The organism is Roseibium sp. M-1 (assembly GCF_054515675.1).
In genome coordinates this window covers 1,186,519-1,206,348 of record NZ_CM137257.1, presented here as the reverse complement: position 1 = coordinate 1,206,348, position 19,830 = coordinate 1,186,519, and the positions used below count along the sequence as shown (strand labels likewise).

The 19,830-nt window shown below is 60.4% G+C and carries 20 protein-coding genes; 7 read left to right on the top strand and 13 right to left on the bottom strand.

The window, feature by feature from the left end:
* Positions 1-2 precede the first annotated feature (2 nt).
* From ACX3M4_RS05525 to ACX3M4_RS05505, 5 genes are all read right to left on the bottom strand, one after another.
* Positions 3-884 carry a DMT family transporter gene (locus tag ACX3M4_RS05525; RefSeq protein ID WP_459357587.1) on the bottom strand — a complete coding sequence of 294 codons (882 nt, stop codon included), beginning with the start codon at positions 882-884 and terminating at the stop codon, positions 3-5.
* Positions 885-1,014: 130 nt separating this feature from the next.
* Positions 1,015-1,749: a GntR family transcriptional regulator gene (locus tag ACX3M4_RS05520; protein ID WP_459357586.1), complete on the bottom strand. Its 735-nt coding sequence runs from the start codon at positions 1,747-1,749 to the stop codon at positions 1,015-1,017.
* Positions 1,750-1,782: 33 nt separating this feature from the next.
* The gene (locus tag ACX3M4_RS05515) at positions 1,783-3,066 is read right to left on the bottom strand and encodes a TRAP transporter large permease (protein ID WP_459357585.1); all 1,284 of its coding nucleotides are present in this window, start codon (positions 3,064-3,066) and stop codon (positions 1,783-1,785) included.
* Between the two features lies 1 nt (position 3,067).
* Positions 3,068-3,520 (bottom strand): TRAP transporter small permease, encoded by a 453-nt coding sequence (locus ACX3M4_RS05510; protein WP_459357584.1) that lies wholly within the window; start codon positions 3,518-3,520, stop codon positions 3,068-3,070.
* Positions 3,521-3,573: 53 nt separating this feature from the next.
* Positions 3,574-4,554, bottom strand: coding sequence for a C4-dicarboxylate TRAP transporter substrate-binding protein (locus ACX3M4_RS05505; protein WP_459357583.1), 981 nt, complete (start codon positions 4,552-4,554; stop codon positions 3,574-3,576).
* Positions 4,555-4,698: 144 nt separating this feature from the next.
* Between ACX3M4_RS05505 and ACX3M4_RS05500 the strand changes: the two genes are divergently transcribed.
* Together ACX3M4_RS05500 and dusA are read left to right on the top strand one after the other, a co-directional pair.
* Positions 4,699-5,577 carry an SMP-30/gluconolactonase/LRE family protein gene (locus tag ACX3M4_RS05500; RefSeq protein WP_459357582.1) on the top strand — a complete coding sequence of 293 codons (879 nt, stop codon included), beginning with the start codon at positions 4,699-4,701 and terminating at the stop codon, positions 5,575-5,577.
* A 132-nt stretch (positions 5,578-5,709) separates the two neighbouring features.
* Positions 5,710-6,711 (top strand): tRNA dihydrouridine(20/20a) synthase DusA, encoded by a 1,002-nt coding sequence (dusA, locus tag ACX3M4_RS05495; RefSeq protein ID WP_459357581.1) that lies wholly within the window; start codon positions 5,710-5,712, stop codon positions 6,709-6,711.
* Positions 6,712-6,905: 194 nt separating this feature from the next.
* On the opposite strand, the gene ACX3M4_RS05490 is transcribed toward dusA, so the two are convergent.
* From ACX3M4_RS05490 to ACX3M4_RS05475, 4 genes are all read right to left on the bottom strand, one after another.
* Entirely contained in the window at positions 6,906-7,619 is a 714-nt protein-coding gene (locus tag ACX3M4_RS05490) for a retropepsin-like aspartic protease family protein (RefSeq protein ID WP_459357580.1), read from the bottom strand.
* Complete coding sequence (locus tag ACX3M4_RS05485; protein ID WP_459357579.1) at positions 7,619-7,807, bottom strand: DUF1289 domain-containing protein; 189 nt, start codon at positions 7,805-7,807, stop codon at positions 7,619-7,621. The genes ACX3M4_RS05490 and ACX3M4_RS05485 overlap by 1 nt, the downstream gene beginning before the upstream one ends.
* Positions 7,808-7,870: 63 nt before the next feature.
* Positions 7,871-9,088 carry an alpha/beta hydrolase gene (locus ACX3M4_RS05480; protein ID WP_459357578.1) on the bottom strand — a complete coding sequence of 406 codons (1,218 nt, stop codon included), beginning with the start codon at positions 9,086-9,088 and terminating at the stop codon, positions 7,871-7,873.
* A gap of 25 nt (positions 9,089-9,113) precedes the next feature.
* Positions 9,114-9,986 (bottom strand): adenosylcobinamide-GDP ribazoletransferase, encoded by an 873-nt coding sequence (locus ACX3M4_RS05475; RefSeq protein WP_459357577.1) that lies wholly within the window; start codon positions 9,984-9,986, stop codon positions 9,114-9,116.
* Between the two features lie 103 nt (positions 9,987-10,089).
* Here ACX3M4_RS05475 and cobT point away from each other — a divergent pair, with 103 nt between their 5' ends.
* Positions 10,090-11,115, top strand: a complete 1,026-nt coding sequence (gene cobT / locus ACX3M4_RS05470; RefSeq protein ID WP_459357576.1) for a nicotinate-nucleotide--dimethylbenzimidazole phosphoribosyltransferase — start codon at positions 10,090-10,092, stop codon at positions 11,113-11,115.
* A gap of 43 nt (positions 11,116-11,158) precedes the next feature.
* Here cobT and ACX3M4_RS05465 read toward each other — a convergent pair whose 3' ends face one another.
* Entirely contained in the window at positions 11,159-12,715 is a 1,557-nt protein-coding gene (locus ACX3M4_RS05465; RefSeq protein WP_459359373.1) for a sensor histidine kinase, read from the bottom strand.
* Positions 12,716-12,855: 140 nt separating this feature from the next.
* On the opposite strand from ACX3M4_RS05465, the gene ACX3M4_RS05460 reads away from it, so the two are divergent.
* Both ACX3M4_RS05460 and ACX3M4_RS05455 read left to right on the top strand, forming a co-directional pair.
* Positions 12,856-13,482, top strand: coding sequence for a uracil-DNA glycosylase family protein (locus ACX3M4_RS05460; RefSeq protein WP_459357575.1), 627 nt, complete (start codon positions 12,856-12,858; stop codon positions 13,480-13,482).
* A gap of 166 nt (positions 13,483-13,648) precedes the next feature.
* A complete protein-coding gene (locus tag ACX3M4_RS05455) occupies positions 13,649-14,140 on the top strand; it encodes an Lrp/AsnC family transcriptional regulator (protein ID WP_459359372.1) in 492 nt (163 codons plus the stop codon).
* Between the two features lie 52 nt (positions 14,141-14,192).
* Here the strand turns inward: ACX3M4_RS05455 and ACX3M4_RS05450 are convergent, their stop codons facing one another.
* The 3 genes from ACX3M4_RS05450 to ACX3M4_RS05440 all read right to left on the bottom strand — a co-directional run bounded on the left by ACX3M4_RS05450 (position 14,193) and on the right by ACX3M4_RS05440 (position 16,230).
* Positions 14,193-14,624: a VOC family protein gene (locus tag ACX3M4_RS05450; protein ID WP_459357574.1), complete on the bottom strand. Its 432-nt coding sequence runs from the start codon at positions 14,622-14,624 to the stop codon at positions 14,193-14,195.
* Positions 14,625-14,692: 68 nt separating this feature from the next.
* Complete coding sequence (locus ACX3M4_RS05445) at positions 14,693-15,556, bottom strand: helix-turn-helix domain-containing protein (protein ID WP_459357573.1); 864 nt, start codon at positions 15,554-15,556, stop codon at positions 14,693-14,695.
* Positions 15,557-15,600: 44 nt separating this feature from the next.
* Positions 15,601-16,230, bottom strand: a complete 630-nt coding sequence (locus ACX3M4_RS05440) for a TetR/AcrR family transcriptional regulator (protein ID WP_459357572.1) — start codon at positions 16,228-16,230, stop codon at positions 15,601-15,603.
* 179 nt (positions 16,231-16,409) lie between these two features.
* Here ACX3M4_RS05440 and ACX3M4_RS05435 point away from each other — a divergent pair, with 179 nt between their 5' ends.
* Entirely contained in the window at positions 16,410-18,446 is a 2,037-nt protein-coding gene (locus ACX3M4_RS05435; protein WP_459357571.1) for an oxidoreductase, read from the top strand.
* 147 nt (positions 18,447-18,593) lie between these two features.
* Complete coding sequence (locus tag ACX3M4_RS05430; RefSeq protein ID WP_459357570.1) at positions 18,594-19,829, top strand: aromatic ring-hydroxylating oxygenase subunit alpha; 1,236 nt, start codon at positions 18,594-18,596, stop codon at positions 19,827-19,829.
* The last annotated feature ends 1 nt before the right edge of the window (position 19,830 follow it).

Below are 19,830 nucleotides of genomic sequence, written 5' to 3'. Positions count from 1 at the left end.
AGTTAGCCATCAAGCCGGCGCTCGCGCCAGACGATGTAGATGCCGCTGGCAATGATGATTGCCGCCCCTGCATAGGTGGCTGCGTCCGGGATTTCCTTCCACAAGATCCAGCCGAACAGGGACGCCCACAGCAGCGCGGTATAGTCGAACGGAGCGACAACGGCTGCCGGTGCAAAGCGGAAAGCCTGCGTCATCAACGTGATGCCGGCAGTCCCGAAAAAGGCAATGCCCAGGAAAAGCCAAAGGTCCTCCGCACTGAGAGGCGTCCAGAAGAAGGGGACCAGCAGGGCGCTCAGAAGCGCTCCGGCGCCGACCAGATACAGCATCAGTGTCCAGACGCTTTCACGCGGATCGACCCAGCGCGCGCTCAGCATGAGTGCGGCATAAAAAAATGCGGTTGCGACGGGAAGCAGCGACGCGGCCTGAAACGCGCCGGAGCCAGGCCGGACAACCACCAGCACGCCGGCGAAACCGACAAGCACCGCCGACCAGCGGCGCCAGCCGACCTTTTCGCGCAAGACCAGTCCGGAAAGCGCAGTCACGAAGACCGGCATCACGAAAATCAGTGCCGTCGCCTCGGCAAGACCGAGATACAGAAAACTGGAAAAAAACAACACTGCCGCAATCATCCACAAGACACCGCGGACAATATGTGCGGTAGGCCGATAGGAAACGAGTGCCGCCCTTCCGCCCAGCTTCCAGGCGATGGCCAGGGCGATCGGCAGCGCGATGAGATTGCGCAGAAACAGGATCTGTATGGGCGAATACCCTTCCGTCAGCGTCTTGGCGATGGCATCGTTGATACACAGGCAAAAGACGCCCAGGGACATCAGAAAAATACCGGTTGTCGCGTTCGGCCGCGTTCCGGCTGCCGCCGTTTGCATGTCATTGCCTCCCTGACAGGCGGGCAGATAAGCATCGGCAGAAGCGAGCGGCAAGGCTGTTTCAGGCCGAAACCGTTCGTCGGCAATGCACAGCCATTCCTGTGTTTTGCGCCGGTGGTTGGGGGGAAGGCTAACCCGCGTCTGTTTCGCCGAAATAGTCCGGGTGAAGCGCCATGATGGACTTTGCAGAAGCAAGTGTGCCGGTCAGGTGGGTCCGTACATGGATTTCAACATCCTGGAGGTTTCCGGCTGATATCGCATCAAGGATCTTCTCGTGAGAATCGAGCACGGAAGCGATCTTGCCCGGGTCCGGCAGGTTGAGCCGTCTCAGGCGGTCGATGTGGCCAGACCTGCCGGAAATCAAGTGCCAGAGGGAAGCAACACCCGCTGCCTGGAACAGGGACAGATGGAACAACCGGTCCAACGCCGTGAACTCGGCAATGTCCCGGTCCTCTCCGGCCATTTTCTGCATTCTGAGGACGCGCTTCGAGGGCAGCAGCAGGTCCTGATTGTCGGCACCGGCCAGGGACTTGGCGACTTCCAGCTCGACGCTGAGCCGCAGGAACTGGGTCTCCCTGGCATGGTTCACGTCAATTTTCGTCACCAGCGTCTTCGACTGGGGATAGGAAACGACAAGTCCTTCCTTCTCCAGCTCCTGAATGGCCTCCCGCACCGGCGACTGGCTGACATCATGCTCCTTGGCGATGTCCGCACGCGTCAATACGGAGTCCGGCTTCAGTTCCATGGAAATGATCTGGGTCCGGAGCCGGCTGTAGACCCGGCTGGCCGCAGCGTTGAGCTGGACCGGGCCCGACATTTCGTCGGACGCTCTCACCAGGGCTTCGGACAGGGAACTGACACTCATTCAATCGACCTCACGGAACAGGAACCCCAAGAGCTACATCAGATGGCTTGGCAGAAAAAGGGAAAGCACGGGAAACCCGACCAGAAGGACGAGAAACCCAAGCAAAGCAAGGAAGTAGGGCAGGGAGGCTTTCGAGAAAGCCCCTGTTTTTACGCCAAGAATACCGCAGACAGTAAACATGATGACGCCGACGGGTGGCGTCAGTCCGCCGATATTGATCAAGGTCACCATCAGGATGCCCATATGGATCGGGTCGAAGCCGGCATTGACGAGGACCGGCAGCACGATGGGTGTCACAAGCAGGATGTTTGCCGCCCCTTCCAGGAACATACCGCTGACAAGAAGCAGAAGAAGAACCAGCACCAGGATCAGTGTCGGATTTTCCGTCATTGAGGTCACCAGCGTGGCAATCTGCTGCGGTCCCTGTTCGATGGTCACCGCATATCCCAGAACGGCTGCCATCATGATCAGCAGCATGACCATGCCGAGATCGAGCACAGAGTCCCGCATGGCGTCATAGAGCTTGGCAAAGGTCAGTTCCCGGTAGACGAAGAAGCCGACGAAGAGAGCATAGAACACCAGAAATGCGCCCGCTTCCGTTGCCGTGAAGAACCCGAAACGGAAGCCGACAATCAGGATCACGGGAAAGGCGAGGGCCCAGATGCTTTCCCGGAAGCTGTTCCAGAGCGCGGCAAATGTCGGCGGCGACGGCAGATCCGGAGCATAACCGTTGCGTTTTGCCACCACCCAGGCGGTAAACATCAAGGTTGCGGTGAGCAGGATGCCCGGCAGGATCCCGGCAAGAAACAGCCGTCCGATCGAGACCTCGTTGATGAAGCCGAACAGGATCAGGCCGATGCTTGGGGGAATGGTTGCGGTGATGATCGAGCCGAAGGCAAGAACGGCAGCGGTTGCCGGTTTCGAATAACCTCCCTTGGAAATCATGCTCGGACCGAGGAGGCGTGCTTCCATCGATGCGTCGGCCACCGCGGAGCCGGAGATGCCGCCCATCATCAGGCTGAGCATGATGGAAACCTGTCCGAGGCCTCCTGCAAGCCAACCTGTCAGCAACCTTGCGAAAGTGATCAGGCGGTCAGTGATCCCGGTCGAATTCATCAGGTTGCCGGCGAAGATGAAGAAGGGAACCGCCAGCAGCGGAAAGCTTTGTGTCGCGGTGACCATCTTCTGGATGGCGACAGTCGGCGGCATCGTGCCTGTCAGCACGAAGACGGGTATCGATGCCAGTGCCAGCGCGAAGGCGACCGGCATGCCGCTGAGCAGAAAAAGGACAAACAATCCAGCAATCAGAAGCAACATGTCAGCGTTCGGCCTTGTTCCGGAAACAATCGAAGAGCTTGAAGGAGAGCGTGCGGATCAGCAGGGCGAAACCGACGATCATGCTGGCGTGGAAATAGGACCCGGGTATTTGCAGGGCTCCGTCCAGCCGCGGATGCATGAGAATGGTGTTCTTCCAGGCGTATCGCATGAGAAAAACCAGCAGGGCGATCATCACGATGAGATTGATGATTTCCAGCGCTTTACGGCCGATGCCGGGGACATTGTCGAGCACCAGCCCGATGCCGAAATGCCGTTCGTTCTGGAATGCGAGGTCGATTGCAAAAATGCACAGCCACAGGAAAAGCAGTTGCGCGATTTCTATGGACCAGATGATGGGTGAACCCGTCGCCCGCGCCACCGAAGCAGCGCCGACGAGGATCACGACCGCCGCCAGAAGCAGGGCGGCGCAGGCAAATTCGATGCGTTTCAACATTTCTCGTTCCCGACAGGTTCGCCTGCGCCCAAATGCTCAGTTTTATGGTCGCGTCAGCGGCCGAGCACCTTGTTGACGATCGCCGCTTCGGTCTCCAGTTCCAGAAGGCTGTAGACGCCCGCAACGGCTTCCTTGAACGGCGCAAGGTCCACATCGGAGACGGTCACGCCTCCGGCTGCAACGTCGGCCAAGGCCTTCTCGCCCAGATCGATCGTAAGCTGCGACGCAAACCGGCCATTTTCAACGGCAAGGTCGCGGACGATTTTCTGGTTTTCGGGCGAGATCTGGTCCCAGGCATCTGCCGAGACGACCAGCGCTGTCACCAGCTGGATGTGACCGGTCTTGGTCACGTTCTTGATCACTTCATAAAGTTTGGCACCCTTGATCGCTGTGGGCTGGGCTTCGGCTGCATCGATCGTACCGAGCTGAAGCGCCGAGTAGACTTCGCCCCAGGCAATCGGCGTCGGTTCGGCCCCCATCGCGCGAATGGTTTCGATCCAGATTGGTGCCCCGATGGTGCGCATGCGCACACCCTTGAGATCGTCCGGGCCGGAGATCGGCTTCTGGGTAAGGGCATGTCTCGGGCCCTGATACCAGTTGGACGCCAGCATCACGAGGCCGGACTTTTCTTTCAGCTCGTCGCCCCAGGCAAGATACTCGTCGGAAAGGGCGAAGGTATCGGCCTGTTCGTAGGTGTCGAACAGGAAGGGTGCGGACATGATGGCAAGGGACGGCACGAAACTCGACAGTCGGGCGACATCGGTCACGGTGCCGACATTTGCACCGGCTCTCGCCTGGTCGATCATTTCGGTGGTGTCGCCCAGTTGCGAATTGTGGAACACCTGAATTTCCACTTCGCCATTTGTCGCCTTTTCGACTTCCGACTTGAACTTGTCGAGGCCCTGACCCATCGGGTCGTCGGGCGCGAGCACGGTGCCGATGCGCAAAGTCGTCGCGGAATAGGATGGGGTGCCCACACTAAGGCCTGCCGCGACGGCAAGACAGAGTCCGAGCGCCTTGATGGTGCTGTTCATGATTTCCTCCCGGTCAGTATTGCAACTAAAATATTAATTGCATTAATATACTATTTACAGATTGAGCCACGAGTCAACCGCTTTCCAGTTGTTCTTCTAATCGATTGAAATGGCGAATTAATTTGAATGAGGGAGAGGCGCAGAATGAAGCTCGACTTCGAATTGATATACCCGGATGAGGGGTCAACCCAATTGGGGGAAAGCCCCGTCTGGGACCCCGCAACAGGTTCATTGTGGTGGGTGGATATCGAGGGATATGCTCTTCTGCGGGCCGACCTGACATCAGGGAGGGTCTCCCGATGGCCGACCCCCGAGATGCCCGGGTTTGTAGTACTCGCCGGAATCGAAGGCCCAGCAGTCGGCATGGAGACCGGCATCTTCCTGTTCGATCCGGCGACCACCAGCTTCAAGCAATTGGTGAGCCTCGATCAACCGGGTCACCGGTTCAACGATGCTGCTGTCGATCAGTCAGGGCGTCTGTGGACTTCCACGATGTCCTTGCATGCGAACGCGGGTGAGGGGGCGCTCCACCGTGTGACGCGGGATTATCGTCTGACGCCAGTCTTCGCCGGCCTGACGATCCCGAACGGGCTGGCCGCCGACCTTGAGAACCAGCGCCTGTATTTCTCTGACTCCCACAAGGACAGTCAGGTCATCCACTCTCTCAGCCTTGAGCCGGATGGCATGGCGAAGGAACCGGCGACGATATTTGCAACGACGAAGACCCTTGCCGGGCGCCCCGATGGAGCAGCTGTAGACACGATCGGGCGATACTGGATCGCCGGCGTCGATGGCGGTGAAATCTACCTCTTCGATCGGCTAGGACGACTGGAGTTGGCTATACCAGTGCCATTTCCGGCACCTACGAAGATCGCGTTCTTTGGCGAGGACGGCATGTCGATCGCCATCACTTCAAAGGCGATTGGCGTAAACGGCGGCGCTCTGGCGCTCTCCAGACTGCCGGCAAACTGCCCTCCGGGCATCGTTCAGCCCTCCTGGCGCCTCCCGACATCCAGGACCTGAATCTTCGAACTTCCAGAACGAAAGAAGCGCCCCATTCCCATGTGCATATATGGATAGTCGTGATATAGGGCGGATCAACAAAACCGAACCGCCCGCAAGACAGACCGGGCAAGACCTGATGCACCTGGACACATGACGCAATACCCGTCCCACAAATTCGCTATCGCTCCCATGATGGAGTGGACCGACCGCCACTGCCGGGCTTTTCACCGGCAGTTGACGCGGCACGGGCTGCTTTATACGGAGATGGTGACGACCGGTGCGGTGATCCACGGTGACCGGGAGCACCTGCTCGGCTTTTCCGATATAGAACACCCGATTGCCTGTCAGCTTGGCGGGTCCGATCCGAGGGACATGGCCGAAGCGGCAAGGATTGTCGCGGATTTCGGCTATGACGAGGTCAACATCAATGTCGGCTGTCCGTCGGACCGGGTTCAGTCCGGCCGCTTCGGTGCCTGCCTGATGGAAGAGCCGGCGCTGGTGGCCGCCTGTGTCGAGGCGATGAAGAAGGCCGTCGACATTCCCGTGACCGTCAAATGCCGCATCGGTGTGGATGAGCAGGATCCGGAAGTGGCACTCGACGCCATGGCGGACGCCGTCTTTGCAGCCGGCAGCGACGCCCTCTGGGTGCATGCGCGCAAGGCCTGGCTCAAGGGCCTCAGCCCCAAGGAAAACCGCGATATCCCTCCGCTCGACTATGACCGGGTGGTGCGGTTGAAGCAGCGCCTGCCGGAGCAGTTCATTGGCCTCAATGGAGGCCTGCAGGATCTCGATCAGGCCGAACCTTACCTCGACACACTCGACGGTCTGATGTTCGGCCGCGCCGCCTACCACACACCGGAAGTCTTGAGCAGCGTCGACCGCCGTCTCTACGGCGAAGAGGGGCCGGATATCTCTCCCTGGGAAGCGGTCAAGGCCTATCGCCCCTATCTGGAAGACCGTCTATCCAAGGGCGTGAAACTCGCGCACATGACACGGCACATGCTGGGGCTGTTTCACGGACGCCCGGGTGCGCGTTCCTGGCGGCGTATTCTGACCGTGGAAGCAATCAAGCCGGGGGCAGGGCTGGAAGTCGTCGAAAAGGCGCTTGCTGCCGTCAGCCCGTCCGGAGCGGATCTCGCGGCAGCCGAATAAGTCTTCGACTTCGAGCAATGCGGTCATGGTACATTGGCGCCCCTTTTCCACCACATCCAGAAGAACCGCGTCAGCGGCACTTCGAAGGATGGGCCACGCAATTGGGATTAATTCGCCAATCCTTCGAGACGGACCTGACGGTCCTCCTCAGGATGAGGAAGAAGGTGCGGGAAAGTTCAGGAAGACCATGGCCCTCAGGGTGAGATGATCAGCCTGTCGCCCTCAATCCGCCAGCCTTGCAGGCGGTCGAGTGCGGAAAGGCCGAACAGGCTGGCCTCCAGGGTACCATCGCGGCCGACAAAGCCGCGGATGTTGCGCAAGGTGTGATCGCCGATTGTGATCGTGTCGATCTTGACCGGTGCAACGAGCGTGCGGCCGTTTGCGGTCGAGACGGGGACGGAAAAGGTCAGGTCGTCTTCCCGGAAGCCCGCGCGGCGCGCGTCCTCGAAGGTCAGCACGACCGCGCTGGCGCCCGTATCGAGCAAAAACTGGGTTGGGGCGTCGTTGACGCGGCCGTCCAGCACGAAATGCCCGCTGATATCGCGCACGATCAGGATTGACCCGTCCTGCTGGGTCACCGCAAGGCCCGGCGACAGGGCTCCAAGAACTCTATAGCCGCCCTGCACCAGGTCGGCGCGGTAGGTATATCCGATAACGAGCAGCGCCAGGAGGCCGCCCCAGAAGAGCGTGCCCTGAAGGATGTCGCGAACCTTCGGCTGACCGAAGAGGAAACTCGCAAGGAACACGAAGGCGAGCGCGGAGAGGGCGACAATCCGCGGGCCGCTGTCGTCGAAATTGATGTTGGCCGGGTCCGTGGGGTCGCCGAAAAAGGCATAAAATGCGGCCCCGGCCATGACGGCAACGAGAATGACCACTATCAGGCCACGATACTGTCTTGGATTGCCCATTACCGCGCTCCGGCCGAAGCATCCGGTTGGCGGCGCTGGCTGAGACTGGCCAGGATCTCGTTACGCTTCTGTTCGGTATAGCTCGACCAGCAGGCGATTTCGTCCAAGGTGCGCAGGCAGCCGGTGCACAGCCCGCTCTCCTGGTCGATCTGACAGATGTTGATACAGGGCGATTTCATAAATCGCATATGGCCGTTGATTGTGGCTTTGCCAAGACGGATTGTGCCGGTTTTCCGCAGCTTTTCGCCAAATCAAAGACCTCCGCCGGCAAATGTGAACGGGGCGGTGATCACCCGGATTGGCAGGGTGACAGCAGCCTGGGCGGTGGAACCAACGAAACTGCCCAGATCGTCGCCGAGATTTTGACCCCTGTTCTGATCCGCATGCGAGGCACGCGCCGATTGGCCAAGTGCCTTGCGCAATTCAGGCTGGATCTGTGCAAGTTGGGCGAATTTCGAGTGATGCGCACTATCCTGCGCTTCGAGGTCGGTGACATCGACGACAATTGCACCGAGCTGCGCAAGTTCCTCGTCATTGGAATAGGCGCCGACCCGTTCCTTGCCACCGGCAATCCTGCGGGAGAGGCTGAGCGCCCGATCGTCTCGGGAAACGATCACCGTAAAGGGTCGCGACGGTCGTCCGACCTTTTTCAACTGGGCCTTGAAGACATCGATGTCGATATCGGGGGCCGCAAGAACGATGTTTGCGGAGCGTGTCGCGATCAGGCGCCGGTTTTCCGGGCTGGCCTGAACGGCCGTTTCCATCAACAGCCAGTTCCCCATGGAATGGGCAAGAATGGTGATGTTCCTGGCCTTGGTCTTCGCCAGTTCGACAATCGTTTCTTCCAGGGCGCCTCTGGCGACGGCAGCGCTGTTGAGATCGTAGACATAGTCCTGGAGATTGCCGCGCGACGCCCAGGTGAAAAGTACGGGAACCCCGGGAAACTCGGAATCGTGCACGATCTGGGTGAAACGATACAGGCCCTCCGGAAAGCGCGTGTTGTACCCGTGGATGAAGAGGATGATATCGCGCTTTGCGGGTGGCAGCGCGGCGAGCCGGGAGTTGACGGCCTGACGGAAGGCAGCCTTGTCGGCGATGTAGCCGGCCTTGCGGGCGACGAAGTCGGTTTCCGGGTTGCCGGGCGCGCTGCCCGGCCATTCGACTTCACCGGGTTTGTGAGACGGGGGAACTGAAATGGAGGCTTCGGCATAGTTTATCGAGCCCGCCCGTTCGCCGCTGAAATAGGTGCCTGGGCGTTCGTCCCGTTCACGGGTCGTGACAATCAGAATATCGCTGACCCTGGCATCGGGTGCAGGATCGAGGTTCAGCGTCAGCACACCCGCGTCAGGACGTCCGCCGCAAGCGGAAAGGACTGACAATGTGAAAAGCAGTACTGCGGCACCAAGGCCGCGAGCAAGGCTCCTGCCATGGGAGCTGATCTGCACGGGATCAGTTGCGGGAAACGTCATGCTTGCTGCAATCCTTGCGTGGGTCTCATTGCACCATAAGCATCCCGGTCAGAAAGCCAAGTGCGCTCAGTTGCTGAATCGCGCCAAGGACATCACCTGTCGCACCGCCGATCTTTGCCCGTGCCATCCTGCCCGTGCCATAGGCTGCCCCAACTGCCGGGACAAGGCCGAGGAAGAGGCCGGAAAGCGGCAACAGCAGAATGGCCGGGACGAGGAAAGGAAGCGTGGCAAGCAGGGCCTGGTTTACCGCCTGGTGGTCCGGCTTGCCGAAGCGCGCGCCAAGGCCGCCCGAACGCGCGGCAGGCAGCTGGTGCCACTGCCAGACCATAAGCGCGCGGCTCAGCGCCTCGCTGCAGAGAAAAAGCAGGGCGGCATCCGCCGGGCTGAAACGCTGGAAGAGGGCGGCAAGCAGGGCAAGGCGCAATGCAATCGACAGGACCAGAGCCAGCGCACCGAACGCCCCGATGCGGCTGTCCTTCATGATTTCCAGCCGCCTTTCCTTGGTTGCCCCGCCGAAAAAACCGTCAGCGACGTCGCCAAGGCCATCCTCGTGCAGTCCGCCGGTGGTTGCGGCTGCAATGGCAACGATGAAGGCCGCGACAGCGAGGCCAGGAAGGGCGGTATGGGCAAGCAGCAGCCCGAGCGCGGCGGCCGGCAGCGCAATGAGGACACCGGCAACCGGGGCCGCGCGGGCGATGCGAGTGAAATCCGGCGGAGCGGCCGGATCGTCCAGGGCATTGACCGGCTTCAGGGGCAGGCGGGAAAAGAATCGCACGCAGGCGGCAGTGTCTGCGGCAAATCGCGCCAGATCCTCTGCCCAGGCCCGGGATTTATCCCGAGAATTTGCAGAAAGCGGTTCGGGTCCGGATTCAGGCACTTGGTCGGTTTCGGAGCTCATTTGGCCGGTCCCGCGCTTGAGTTTTCTTAGGCCGCCGTTATAGATCAGGCCCAGAGCGAGACCAAGAGGCCGTTTACCGGCCCGAACCACCGGAAGCAATACAATGTCCCTGTCCGAGACCGCGCTGCCCTTCGACGATATCCGCAACCTGGTAAGATCCATGCCCGGGCCGGATGAAGAAGCGCTCGCGAAGGTGAAGGCACGGGACGCGGAACTGACGAAGCCTGCCGGGTCTCTCGGACGGCTGGAGGAAATCGCCGAATGGCTGGCCGCCTGGTCTGGCAAGGCGCCGCCCAAGATCACCCGGCCGATGGTCGCGATATTCGCTGCTGCCCACGGCGTTGCGGATGAAGGCGTCTCCGCCTTCCCGAGCGCGGTCAACCGCCAGATGGTCGAAAACTTCGCCGCAGGTGGTGCTGCCATCAATCAGCTGTGCCGGGCAAACGAGATCGGTCTGAAGGTGTTCGATCTTGCCGTCGACATGCCGACGCCGAGCATCACCCGGGAAGACGCCATGGACGAAGCCAATTGCGCGGCGACCATGGCCTACGGCATGGAAGCGCTTGCCGGTGGCATCGACCTCATCTGCCTCGGCGAAATGGGCATCGGCAACACCACTGTCGCGGCTGCCGTGATCAATGCGCTCTTCGGCGGCAAGGCGGAAGACTGGATCGGCCGCGGCACCGGCGTCGATGACGCGGGTCTTGTCCGCAAGCGGGAGGCGGTTCAAAAGGCGGTTGCGCGGCTCAACGGCGAGAAGGACCCGCTCGAGATCCTGCGCCGGATCGGCGGCCGCGAAATCGCGGCCATGGCCGGGCTCATCATCGCCGCACGCGTTCAGCGCGTACCGGTTATCGTCGACGGCTTCGTCACGACGGCGGCCGCCGCCGTAGTCTATGCCATGGGCCCGGCCGGGCTTGACCATTGCCTTTTTGCGCATGTCTCCGCCGAACAGGCACATGCCAAGGTGCTGGATCATATGGGCAAGGATGCGCTGTTCGATTTCGGCATGCGCCTCGGTGAAGGTTCCGGCGCGGCTCTTGCCGCCGGCATCGTCAAGGCAGCCGCCGAAATGCATTCGGGCATGGCGACCTTCGCGGACGCGGGTGTATCCGGCAAGGAAGACTGAGAAACTTCGGGAAACCTTGGAAAATGACTTATCCGGATCGCGTTCAAGCGGTCCGGATGCCGCCCGTGCCGAAATCGGCTTCTTCGCCGTCCGGGTCCACCCAGACCACGTCCGGCGAATAGTTCATGACGCGGGCCCGCGGCAGGGTCACGATCACTTCCGTGCCTTCGCCGAGTTTCGACTTCAGCGCGAATTTGCCGTCATGCATGTTGACGAGCGCCTGCACGATGGAAAGGCCGAGGCCGGTACCGGGTTCCGCCGTCTTGATGGCGTGAGATCCCTGGCCAAAGGCTTCCAGAACGGTCGGTATTTCGTCTTCCGGAATGCCCGGCCCGGTGTCCGTGATCGACACATACTGACCGCCGTCCGATGTCGGTCCGACCTTGATGCGGACTTCGCCGTCGATTGGGGTGAATTTCACCGCGTTGGACAGGAGATTGAGCACCACCTGGCGAAGGGCGCGTTCGTCCGCCCAGACACGCGGCAGGTCGGGCTCGTGGGTGTGGTGCAACGCAATGGATTTTGCCTTGGCGCGCACCTTCATCATCGAACCGCATTCTTCCACGACATCATCGAGAAAAAGCGGCTCCTCATGCAGCTCGTGCCGTCCCGCCTCGATGCGCGACAGGTCCAGGATCTCGTTGATGAGGTTCAGGAGATGCTGCCCGGAGCCGTGAATGTCCTCGGCATAGGAGCGATAGTTCTTGTTGTGCATCTTGCCGAGCACTTCATCCTTCATGATTTCGGAAAACCCAAGGATGGCGTTGAGCGGCGTACGCAACTCGTGGCTCATGGTGGCAAGGAACCGGGATTTGGCAAGGTTTGCCGCTTCCGCGCGCCGCCGCGCTTCGTCGGACATGGCATTGGCGGTTTCAAGCTCGGCGATCAGGTGATCCTTGTCGGCCCTGTATTCCAGCATGGTGTTGGCGTTTTTCAGGAGCTGGTTGCCGAGGATCAGGAAGAACCCCTGCGCGCCGATGGCCATGGCGGCAAGCGTATAGTGGATCGGGTTGACCTGCTGCAGGAAGCTGACCGTCACGACCAGCGTCATTGGCAGGGTGCTGGCCAGCAGGCACCGGGGCAGGGTTGCCGACTGCATGGTGTTCATGGCGACGACGATCAGAAGCGTCGCGAAATGAAAGATGACGAAACCGTCACCGGCCGTGCTGGTCTTGGGCATCAGGAAGAACAGCGCCCAGCTGGCACCGTAGATCAGGTCGCCCATGGTGAAACGCCGGCGCCAGTAGATCCGGGCTTTCTGGTCGGACGGGGCCTTCTCGTAGGAGTGGCTGGTGACGACCATCAGGAAATGGGTGCAAAGCGTAATGGTGAACCAGCCGCCGATGAAGAGCGGGTCGATCCAAAGGACCGAGATGGCGGCGACGATAAGAGCCAGCAGCGGTACGGCATAGGCCGCGTTGATCCGGGTGTCGGCGAAAAGGTGCTGGCGTTCGAGGTCGAAGGTCGTATGCCGGGATTCCGGCGCGCCGAGACGGCTGCGCACGTCCTTGACCGAGCGCGCCATTTCGCGGCGGCGCTGCGCACGCTGCTCGTCGATGGCAAATCTGTCGTCGCCGGTTTCTGACGCGAGGCTACCCATAGAACGCCCAGACATTTTGATTTTGTTATTGTGTTCTTTTGTGTTTGTTCAATGTGACTCACCATTCCTTAAGAACGTCCTCAGGATCGTGGTAAGGGAAGTGTTAACCGGCTGTGTCAAGGTGCAACTCATTGTCAGAAATGGCGAATTCAGAAACGCTCGAAAGCCTTGTTGCCGAGGTGCGTGCCTGCCGGATCTGCGCAGATAGGCCGGCGAAGGCACCTTTGCCGCATGCGCCGCGGCCGGTGCTGCAGGTCTCCCGGGCAGCCCGGTTATGCGTGTGCGGCCAGGCGCCCGGAACGAGGGTGCATCAAAGCGGCCGGCCCTTTACGGACCCTTCGGGCGACCGGCTTCGAAGCTGGATGGGGATTGGCGAGGACGTCTTTTACGACGCAAACAAACTCGCCATCGTGCCAATGGGGTTCTGTTTCCCGGGCCTTGATGCAAAGGGTGGCGATCTGCCGCCGCGGCCCGAGTGCCGTGCGGCCTGGCACGACCGGCTCTTTGCAGCAATGCCGCGGATCGAACTGGTGCTGGTGATCGGCCAGTATGCACAGGCCTATCACCTCAAGGGCCAGCGGCAGAAATCACTGACGGAGACCGTCGCAAACTGGCGCAGCCATTTCGCGGTAAGGCAAGAAGGCAAGCCGATCGTGCTGCCGCTGCCGCATCCTTCCTGGCGCAACAATTCCTGGCTGAAGAAGAACCTCTGGTTCGAGGCCGAGCTGCTGCCGGTGCTGCGGCATGAGGTGGCGCGGCTCACCTGAAGCCGCTTCGGCGACCCGTTCGAAAAAAATTCTCAATTCGGCGAGAATTGACAATCTCATTGAAACTCAGATACGTCTTTTCCACCTCAGCTAAAATGATTTCCCAAGACAGGCCTGTTCGCATCGCAAGGGAAGTCAGCCGCAGCAGCCGGAATGGTTTCCCATGATAGACCGCATTGACCGCCGCATTCTCTCCATCCTGCAGGAAGACTGCACCGTGCCCGTCGCCGAAATCGGACGGCGTGTCGGCCTGTCGACGACACCCTGCTGGCGGCGGATACAGAAAATGGAAGAAGACGGGGTCATCACCGGCCGCGTCGCCCTGCTGGATCCGGCCAAGGTCAATGCCAAGGTGACGGCTTTTGTCGCCATTACCACAAGCCAGCATTCCGAAGACTGGCTCAAGAAATTCGCCGACGTCATTCGGGAGTTTCCGGAAGTCGTCGAATTCTACCGCATGGCAGGGCAGGTGGATTACCTCCTGCGCGTCGCCGTGCCGGATATCGAGGCCTATGACGCTTTTTACAAGAAGCTGATCTCGAAGATCGACATCTCAGACGTCTCGACCACTTTTGCCATGGAGCAGATCAAGAACACCACGGCCCTGCCGCTCACCTATGTGGCAGCAGAAAAGCCGAAACCGGACCGGAACGCCTGAGCCGGACGGAAAGAACCGCCCGACCGGATAGGGTTTCCAAGAACAGGGAAGCCTAACCCGCAAGGCGCGCGGCAGGTGTTTCCACTTTCGGCCAGTAGGTGCCGATGCTCCAGATATTGCCTTCCGGATCCTGGCAGATGAACTCGCGGCTGCCGTAGTCCCTTTCGGTCAATCCCTGAACGATGACGGCACCGGCGACTTTGGCGCGTTCAAAGACAGCATCGGTATCTTCCACCGCAAGATAGATGGCCTTGCCGCACTGGCCGTCCGGCTGGCCAACGATCTTGGCAAAATCATCGTCGCGGGCCTGGCCGAACATGATGATGGCTGAGCCGAAGGCCATTTCGGCGTGGATGATCCTTCCCTGGTCGTCCCGGTGTACCTCGTGATCGACGAACCCGAAGGCTTCGCTGAGAAAGGTTCTCATGGCTTCGGCGTTGCCGAACCGGTAGGCGGGAAAAATACGGCTTGCTTCCTGTGTCATGTGTCACCTCCATTGATGGTGAAGGGATAGCGCTTGCCGGCTGCGCGGGATTGAAGATTTGTTACCTTCTACCAGGCCGGTTGAGCATTGTTGGCAAGACTGGCCTGCCAGCCAGAGGGGGACTTGCCGGAAAATTCTGAAAAATCGCGGATCAGATGCGCCTGGTCGGCATAGCCGCAATCGGCGGCCAGATCCGCCCAGTTTACGCTCCTGCCGTCGCCGGAAAGCCGGATCACCCTGCCGAACCGCATGAGCCGGGCAACGGTTTTCGGCAGGAGGCCGATATCCCGCCGGAACCTGTGCGCAAGATGCTTCCGGCTCCAGCCGATTTCCGCTCCCAGAGCCGAGATGGACGCCCTGCCGCCGGTTTCCAGAAGCCGGGCAAAGACATGATCGGCCGGGGTCAGTGCCTCGGTATTCCGTTTCAGCCGGGTGCAAACGAATGCCATGGCGAGGTCTAGTCTGGCCGTCCACGAGGTCATGTCCTCGATCCGGCGAACGAAGACGGCGACTTCATCATCGGCCACATCGAGGACCGGGAGCATCCTGTCCGACAGAAGGTCCATCGGAAGGCCGAAGAACTGGCGGGCGCCGAGCGGTGTGAAATTGACCTGCAGGCATTGGGCGCGGCCGTTCGACTGGATGTAGACCGGCGCGCTGCTAAGGCCGGCGAGGAAACTCGGGACCGCATTGTCCTTGGTCGGGTGGGTTCCAAGGCCGATCTCAAAGGGATCGCCGAAGCTCAGGATGAAGGGAATGGTCAGTGACGCGGTTTCGACCTGCCGGTTGATCTGCGGCTGCCGTTCTTCATATCCGGTGATGTTGGCAAAGAGATGCCGCAGTTCATTCGGAGCCTGTCGGCGCCAGAAACCGGCCTCTATGCCTGGAGGCAGGCTGTCTGATGGCGTGTGGAGACCTGTGGCTTCTGTCATGATCTATCCTTGAGGGATCAGGATAGGACCACATCCGGAAGAGGTCACGCGGAAAGCGGATGCCGCGCCAGGAACCGTGTGAATTCCGCTTCCGAGACCGTCTTGCCGGAAAAGATCTCGATATAATGCGGCATGCGCTGCAGGCGGGGCCCAAGCGGCTCGCTCGGACGGTCCTTGACGATCGAGATATAGCCGATCTGCGTCAAATACATGGTGTTGGCCCGAACATCCGCGGAGGCCGGGTCATAGCCGAAGCGCTCGAACATTGCCTTGAAGGCCTCGACCCGGACCCGGTCGGCTTCCTCCAGCATTCCGGTGAGGTCCGGATCCGCATGCGCCCAGTTGCGCATGGCAAATTCCAGGCGGGAATCAAACAGGTCCGGCAGGAGCCACAGATCGAAGAGGTTCAGGATCGCCTCCGTGACCGTCTCCGCATAGGCTTCCGTTCGCCTGACGAGGTTGCCGGTATTCTTTACCTGCCACTGTGTAATCAGCGCGTCGAGCAAATCCTTCCGGTCCGAAAAATGACCATAGAAACTGGTGCGTGAGAGGCCAAGCCGGTCGGCCAGGGGCATCACTTTCACCGCATCGATGCCGTGCTCGATCAGCGCCTGGTAGGCCGCCTCGATCCAGATCTCGCGCGTGCCGCGCCAGCCGGAGGTTTTTTCGATCAATGGGTCGCTCATGACGTTGCGATAACAGAGCAAATCCCAATCGGCAATCAAAATTGACACATGTGTCGATAAATACGACATAGATGTCGCTTTCGGGTCTTTCAACAGCTGCCTCCGAACCGTACTCTTCAGGAAACCTGAGGAAATCCGCGACGCGGCGGAAAACGGGAGAGGAAGAGATGTCGAAGGATCCGTTGCTGCAGCCCTATCAGCTGAAACACCTGACGCTGAAAAACCGGATCATGATCACCTCGCACGAGCCCGCCTATCCGGAGGAAGGCATGCCGAAGGACCGTTACCGCGTCTATCACGAGACGCGGGCGAAGGCCGGTGTCGCGCTGACCATGACCGCAGGCTCCGCCGCCGTCTCGCGCAATTCGCCGCCAGTCTTCAACAACATCCTGGCCTACAAGGACGAAGTCGTTCCGTGGATCCGGCGCTTGACCGATGCCTGTCACGAGCACGGCTGTGCGGTGATGATCCAGCTGACCCATCTCGGCCGCCGCACGCATTGGGCCAAGGGCGACTGGCTCCCGGCGGTTACGGCAAGCCATGCCCGCGAGGCGTCCCACCGGGCATTCCCGAAACAGGTGGAAGACTGGGATATTGCCCGAATTATCTCGGACTATGCCGATGCAGCCGAGCGCATGAAGGCCGGTGGCATGGACGGCATCGAGCTCGAAGCCTATGGCCACCTGATCGATCAGTTCTGGTCGCCGCTCACCAACACGCTCGAAGGACCCTATGGCGGCTCGCTGGAAAACCGCATGCGGTTGTCGCTGGAAATCATCGATGCCATCCGCAAGCGTGTCGGCGACGACTTCCTTCTCGGCATCCGCTTCACGGCGGATGAAGACATGGACGGCGGCATCACGGCGGAGGAGGGGCTGGAGATCGCGCGGCGGCTGAAGGCAACCGGCCAGATCGACTTCCTCAATGTTATCCGCGGTCATATCGACACCGACCCGGGCCTCACCGACGTCATTCCGGTCCAGGGCATGCGCAACGCGCCGCATCTGGATTTTGCCGGCAAGATCAAGAAGGAGATCGGACTGCCGACCTTCCATGCCGCCAAGATACCGGATGTCGCGACAGCGCGGCACGCAATCGCCGAAGGCCTGCTCGACATGGTCGGCATGACGCGGGCGCATATGGCCGATCCGCAGATCGTCAAGAAGATCATGGAAAAGCGGGAAGGCGACATCCGTCCCTGTGTTGGCGCCACCTATTGCCTTGACCGCATCTACCAGGGCGGCGAAGCGCTTTGCATACACAACGCCGCGACGGGGCGCGAGCTGACCATGCCGCACGATATCCCGGCAGCGGAAACCAGAAAAAAGGTCGTGATCGTCGGTGCGGGGCCTGCCGGTATGGAAGCCGCCAGGGTCGCGGCCGAGCGGGGCCACGACGTCACGGTGCTGGAGGCAGCGCCCCATGCCGGCGGCCAGGTGCGGCTGACGGCCCAGTCCGAGCGGCGGCGCGAGATGATCTCCATCATCGACTGGCGCATGGACCAGTGTCTCGCCAGGAATGTGAAGTTTCGCTTTAATATTTTTGCAGAAGCCAATGATGTAACGGGTGAAAATCCGGACGTGGTTATCGTTGCAACCGGCGGCTTGCCGCACACCGAAGTCCTGAGCGAGGGCAATGAACTGGTGGTATCTGCCTGGGATATTCTCTCCGGTGACGTCAAGCCGGGCCGTCAGGTTCTGGTCTTTGACGATGCCGGCGACCATCCCGCCCTGCAGGCGGCGGAAATGATTGCCAAATCCGGCGCTCACGTCGAGATCATGACGCCGGACCGGTCCTTCGCACCGGACGTCATGGCGATGAACCTGGTGCCCTACATGCGCTCGCTTCAGGACAAGGACGTCCGTTTCACCGTCACCTACCGGTTAAAGGCCGCGCGGAAATCCGGCAACCGACTCACAGCTGTCATTGGCACGGATTATTCGAAGCACACCGAAGAGCGCGATTTCGACCAGATCGTCGTCAATCACGGCACGATTCCCCTGGACGAGCTCTATTTCGACCTGAAGCCGAAGTCGAAGAACCTGGGGGCGGTCAATCAGGAAGCGCTGATTTTTGGCAGGCCGCAGCCGCTCAACGCCAATCCGGACGGGGAGTATGCGCTTTTCCGCATTGGTGATGCAGTGGCTGCGCGCAACACCCATGCGGCCATCTACGACGCGCTGCGGCTGGTGAAAGATATCTGAGTTTGCTGCATCGCACGCGGAAATTTTGGGCAGCGTCTCACCTGCATAACCGAATGCCGCTTTTGCGCTATGATGTCGGGGGCATGAGGCCCTAACTTTCGTCGCAAGGATCGGCCGCCGGTTGCGGCCGGAAAAGGACGTGTCACCATGCTCAGCGATGCTGATATTCTTTCTCTGTTGATGAGCCGCCGCGCAGGCTATTCCTTGCCGCAGGCCTTCTACACCGATGCCGACGTCTATCAGGCGGACTTGCGCAACATCTGGCAGAAGGAATGGATCTTTGCCATTCCATCGGCCGAAGTGCCGAAATCCGGCAATTACGTCACCCTGCAGATCGGCGATTATTCGATCATCATCGTGCGCGGTGCGGATGGTCAGATCCGGTCCTTCCACAATTCCTGCCGCCACCGTGGCAGCCGGATCTGTGCCGCCTCCAAGGGCTCGGCGCCGAAGCTTGTCTGCCCCTATCATCAGTGGACTTACGAGCTCGACGGCAAGCTGCTGTGGGCCCGCGAGATGGGACCGGAGTTCAAGCCGCAGGACCATGGCCTGAAAACCGTTCACTGCGTGACGGTCGCCGGCATGGTGTTCATCTGCCTGGCCGCCAATGCGCCGGATACGACGGATCTGGAAAAACAGGCCGCGCGCTATCTTGGGCCGCACGATCTCTCCAACCTGAAGATCGCGCATCAATCGAGCATCATCGAACAGGGCAACTGGAAGCTCGTGCTTGAGAACAACCGCGAGTGCTACCACTGCTCCGGTTCGCATCCATCGCTCTGCCGTACATTCCCGGACGATCCGAATCTCGTCGGCGGCGACGATTCTTCCACGTCCAACATGGGCAAGGCGCATGTCGAACGCTGCGAAAACTCAGGACTGCCTGCGAAATACCTGATTTCCCAAAACGAACAGTGGCGCTTTGTCCGCATTCCGTTCCTGGGCGATGCGGTCAGCTACACCATGGACGGCAAGGCGGCCGTCTCGAAGCGGATCGGCTCCGTTCCTTTCGACAATGCCGGATCCTGCCTCTTCTTCCACTACCCGAACACCTGGAACCACTTCCTGTCGGATTCCGTTCTGACCTTCCGTGTCCTGCCGATCGGGCCGATGGAAACGGAAGTGACAACCACCTGGCTGGTGCACAAGGATGCCCAGGAGGGTGTCGACTACGACCTGACAAGGCTGACGGAGGTCTGGATCCACACAAACGACGAAGACCGCCAGATCGTCGAGGAAAACCAGATCGGCATCAAATCGCCTGCCTATGAGCCCGGACCCTATTCCGCGCTTCAGGAAAGCGGTGTCATCCAGTTCGTCGACTGGTATGCCCAGACCCTGGAAACCGGTCTGATGGGCCGATTCCGCGTCGCGGCGGAGTAGA

What these genes read in the sequence shown, in the direction of transcription:
- ACX3M4_RS05525 (WP_459357587.1), bottom strand. Translation starts at nt 884, where the DNA reads ATGCAAACGGCGGCAGCCGGAACGCGGCCGAACGCGACAACCGGTATT.
- ACX3M4_RS05520 (WP_459357586.1), bottom strand. Translation starts at nt 1,749, where the DNA reads ATGAGTGTCAGTTCCCTGTCCGAAGCCCTGGTGAGAGCGTCCGACGAA.
- ACX3M4_RS05515 (WP_459357585.1), bottom strand. Translation starts at nt 3,066, where the DNA reads ATGTTGCTTCTGATTGCTGGATTGTTTGTCCTTTTTCTGCTCAGCGGC.
- ACX3M4_RS05510 (WP_459357584.1), bottom strand. Translation starts at nt 3,520, where the DNA reads ATGTTGAAACGCATCGAATTTGCCTGCGCCGCCCTGCTTCTGGCGGCG.
- ACX3M4_RS05505 (WP_459357583.1), bottom strand. Translation starts at nt 4,554, where the DNA reads ATGAACAGCACCATCAAGGCGCTCGGACTCTGTCTTGCCGTCGCGGCA.
- ACX3M4_RS05500 (WP_459357582.1), top strand. Translation starts at nt 4,699, where the DNA reads ATGAAGCTCGACTTCGAATTGATATACCCGGATGAGGGGTCAACCCAA.
- dusA (WP_459357581.1), top strand. Translation starts at nt 5,710, where the DNA reads ATGACGCAATACCCGTCCCACAAATTCGCTATCGCTCCCATGATGGAG.
- ACX3M4_RS05490 (WP_459357580.1), bottom strand. Translation starts at nt 7,619, where the DNA reads ATGGGCAATCCAAGACAGTATCGTGGCCTGATAGTGGTCATTCTCGTT.
- ACX3M4_RS05485 (WP_459357579.1), bottom strand. Translation starts at nt 7,807, where the DNA reads ATGCGATTTATGAAATCGCCCTGTATCAACATCTGTCAGATCGACCAG.
- ACX3M4_RS05480 (WP_459357578.1), bottom strand. Translation starts at nt 9,088, where the DNA reads ATGACGTTTCCCGCAACTGATCCCGTGCAGATCAGCTCCCATGGCAGG.
- ACX3M4_RS05475 (WP_459357577.1), bottom strand. Translation starts at nt 9,986, where the DNA reads ATGAGCTCCGAAACCGACCAAGTGCCTGAATCCGGACCCGAACCGCTT.
- cobT (WP_459357576.1), top strand. Translation starts at nt 10,090, where the DNA reads ATGTCCCTGTCCGAGACCGCGCTGCCCTTCGACGATATCCGCAACCTG.
- ACX3M4_RS05465 (WP_459359373.1), bottom strand. Translation starts at nt 12,715, where the DNA reads ATGGGTAGCCTCGCGTCAGAAACCGGCGACGACAGATTTGCCATCGAC.
- ACX3M4_RS05460 (WP_459357575.1), top strand. Translation starts at nt 12,856, where the DNA reads ATGGCGAATTCAGAAACGCTCGAAAGCCTTGTTGCCGAGGTGCGTGCC.
- ACX3M4_RS05450 (WP_459357574.1), bottom strand. Translation starts at nt 14,624, where the DNA reads ATGACACAGGAAGCAAGCCGTATTTTTCCCGCCTACCGGTTCGGCAAC.
- ACX3M4_RS05445 (WP_459357573.1), bottom strand. Translation starts at nt 15,556, where the DNA reads ATGACAGAAGCCACAGGTCTCCACACGCCATCAGACAGCCTGCCTCCA.
- ACX3M4_RS05435 (WP_459357571.1), top strand. Translation starts at nt 16,410, where the DNA reads ATGTCGAAGGATCCGTTGCTGCAGCCCTATCAGCTGAAACACCTGACG.
- ACX3M4_RS05430 (WP_459357570.1), top strand. Translation starts at nt 18,594, where the DNA reads ATGCTCAGCGATGCTGATATTCTTTCTCTGTTGATGAGCCGCCGCGCA.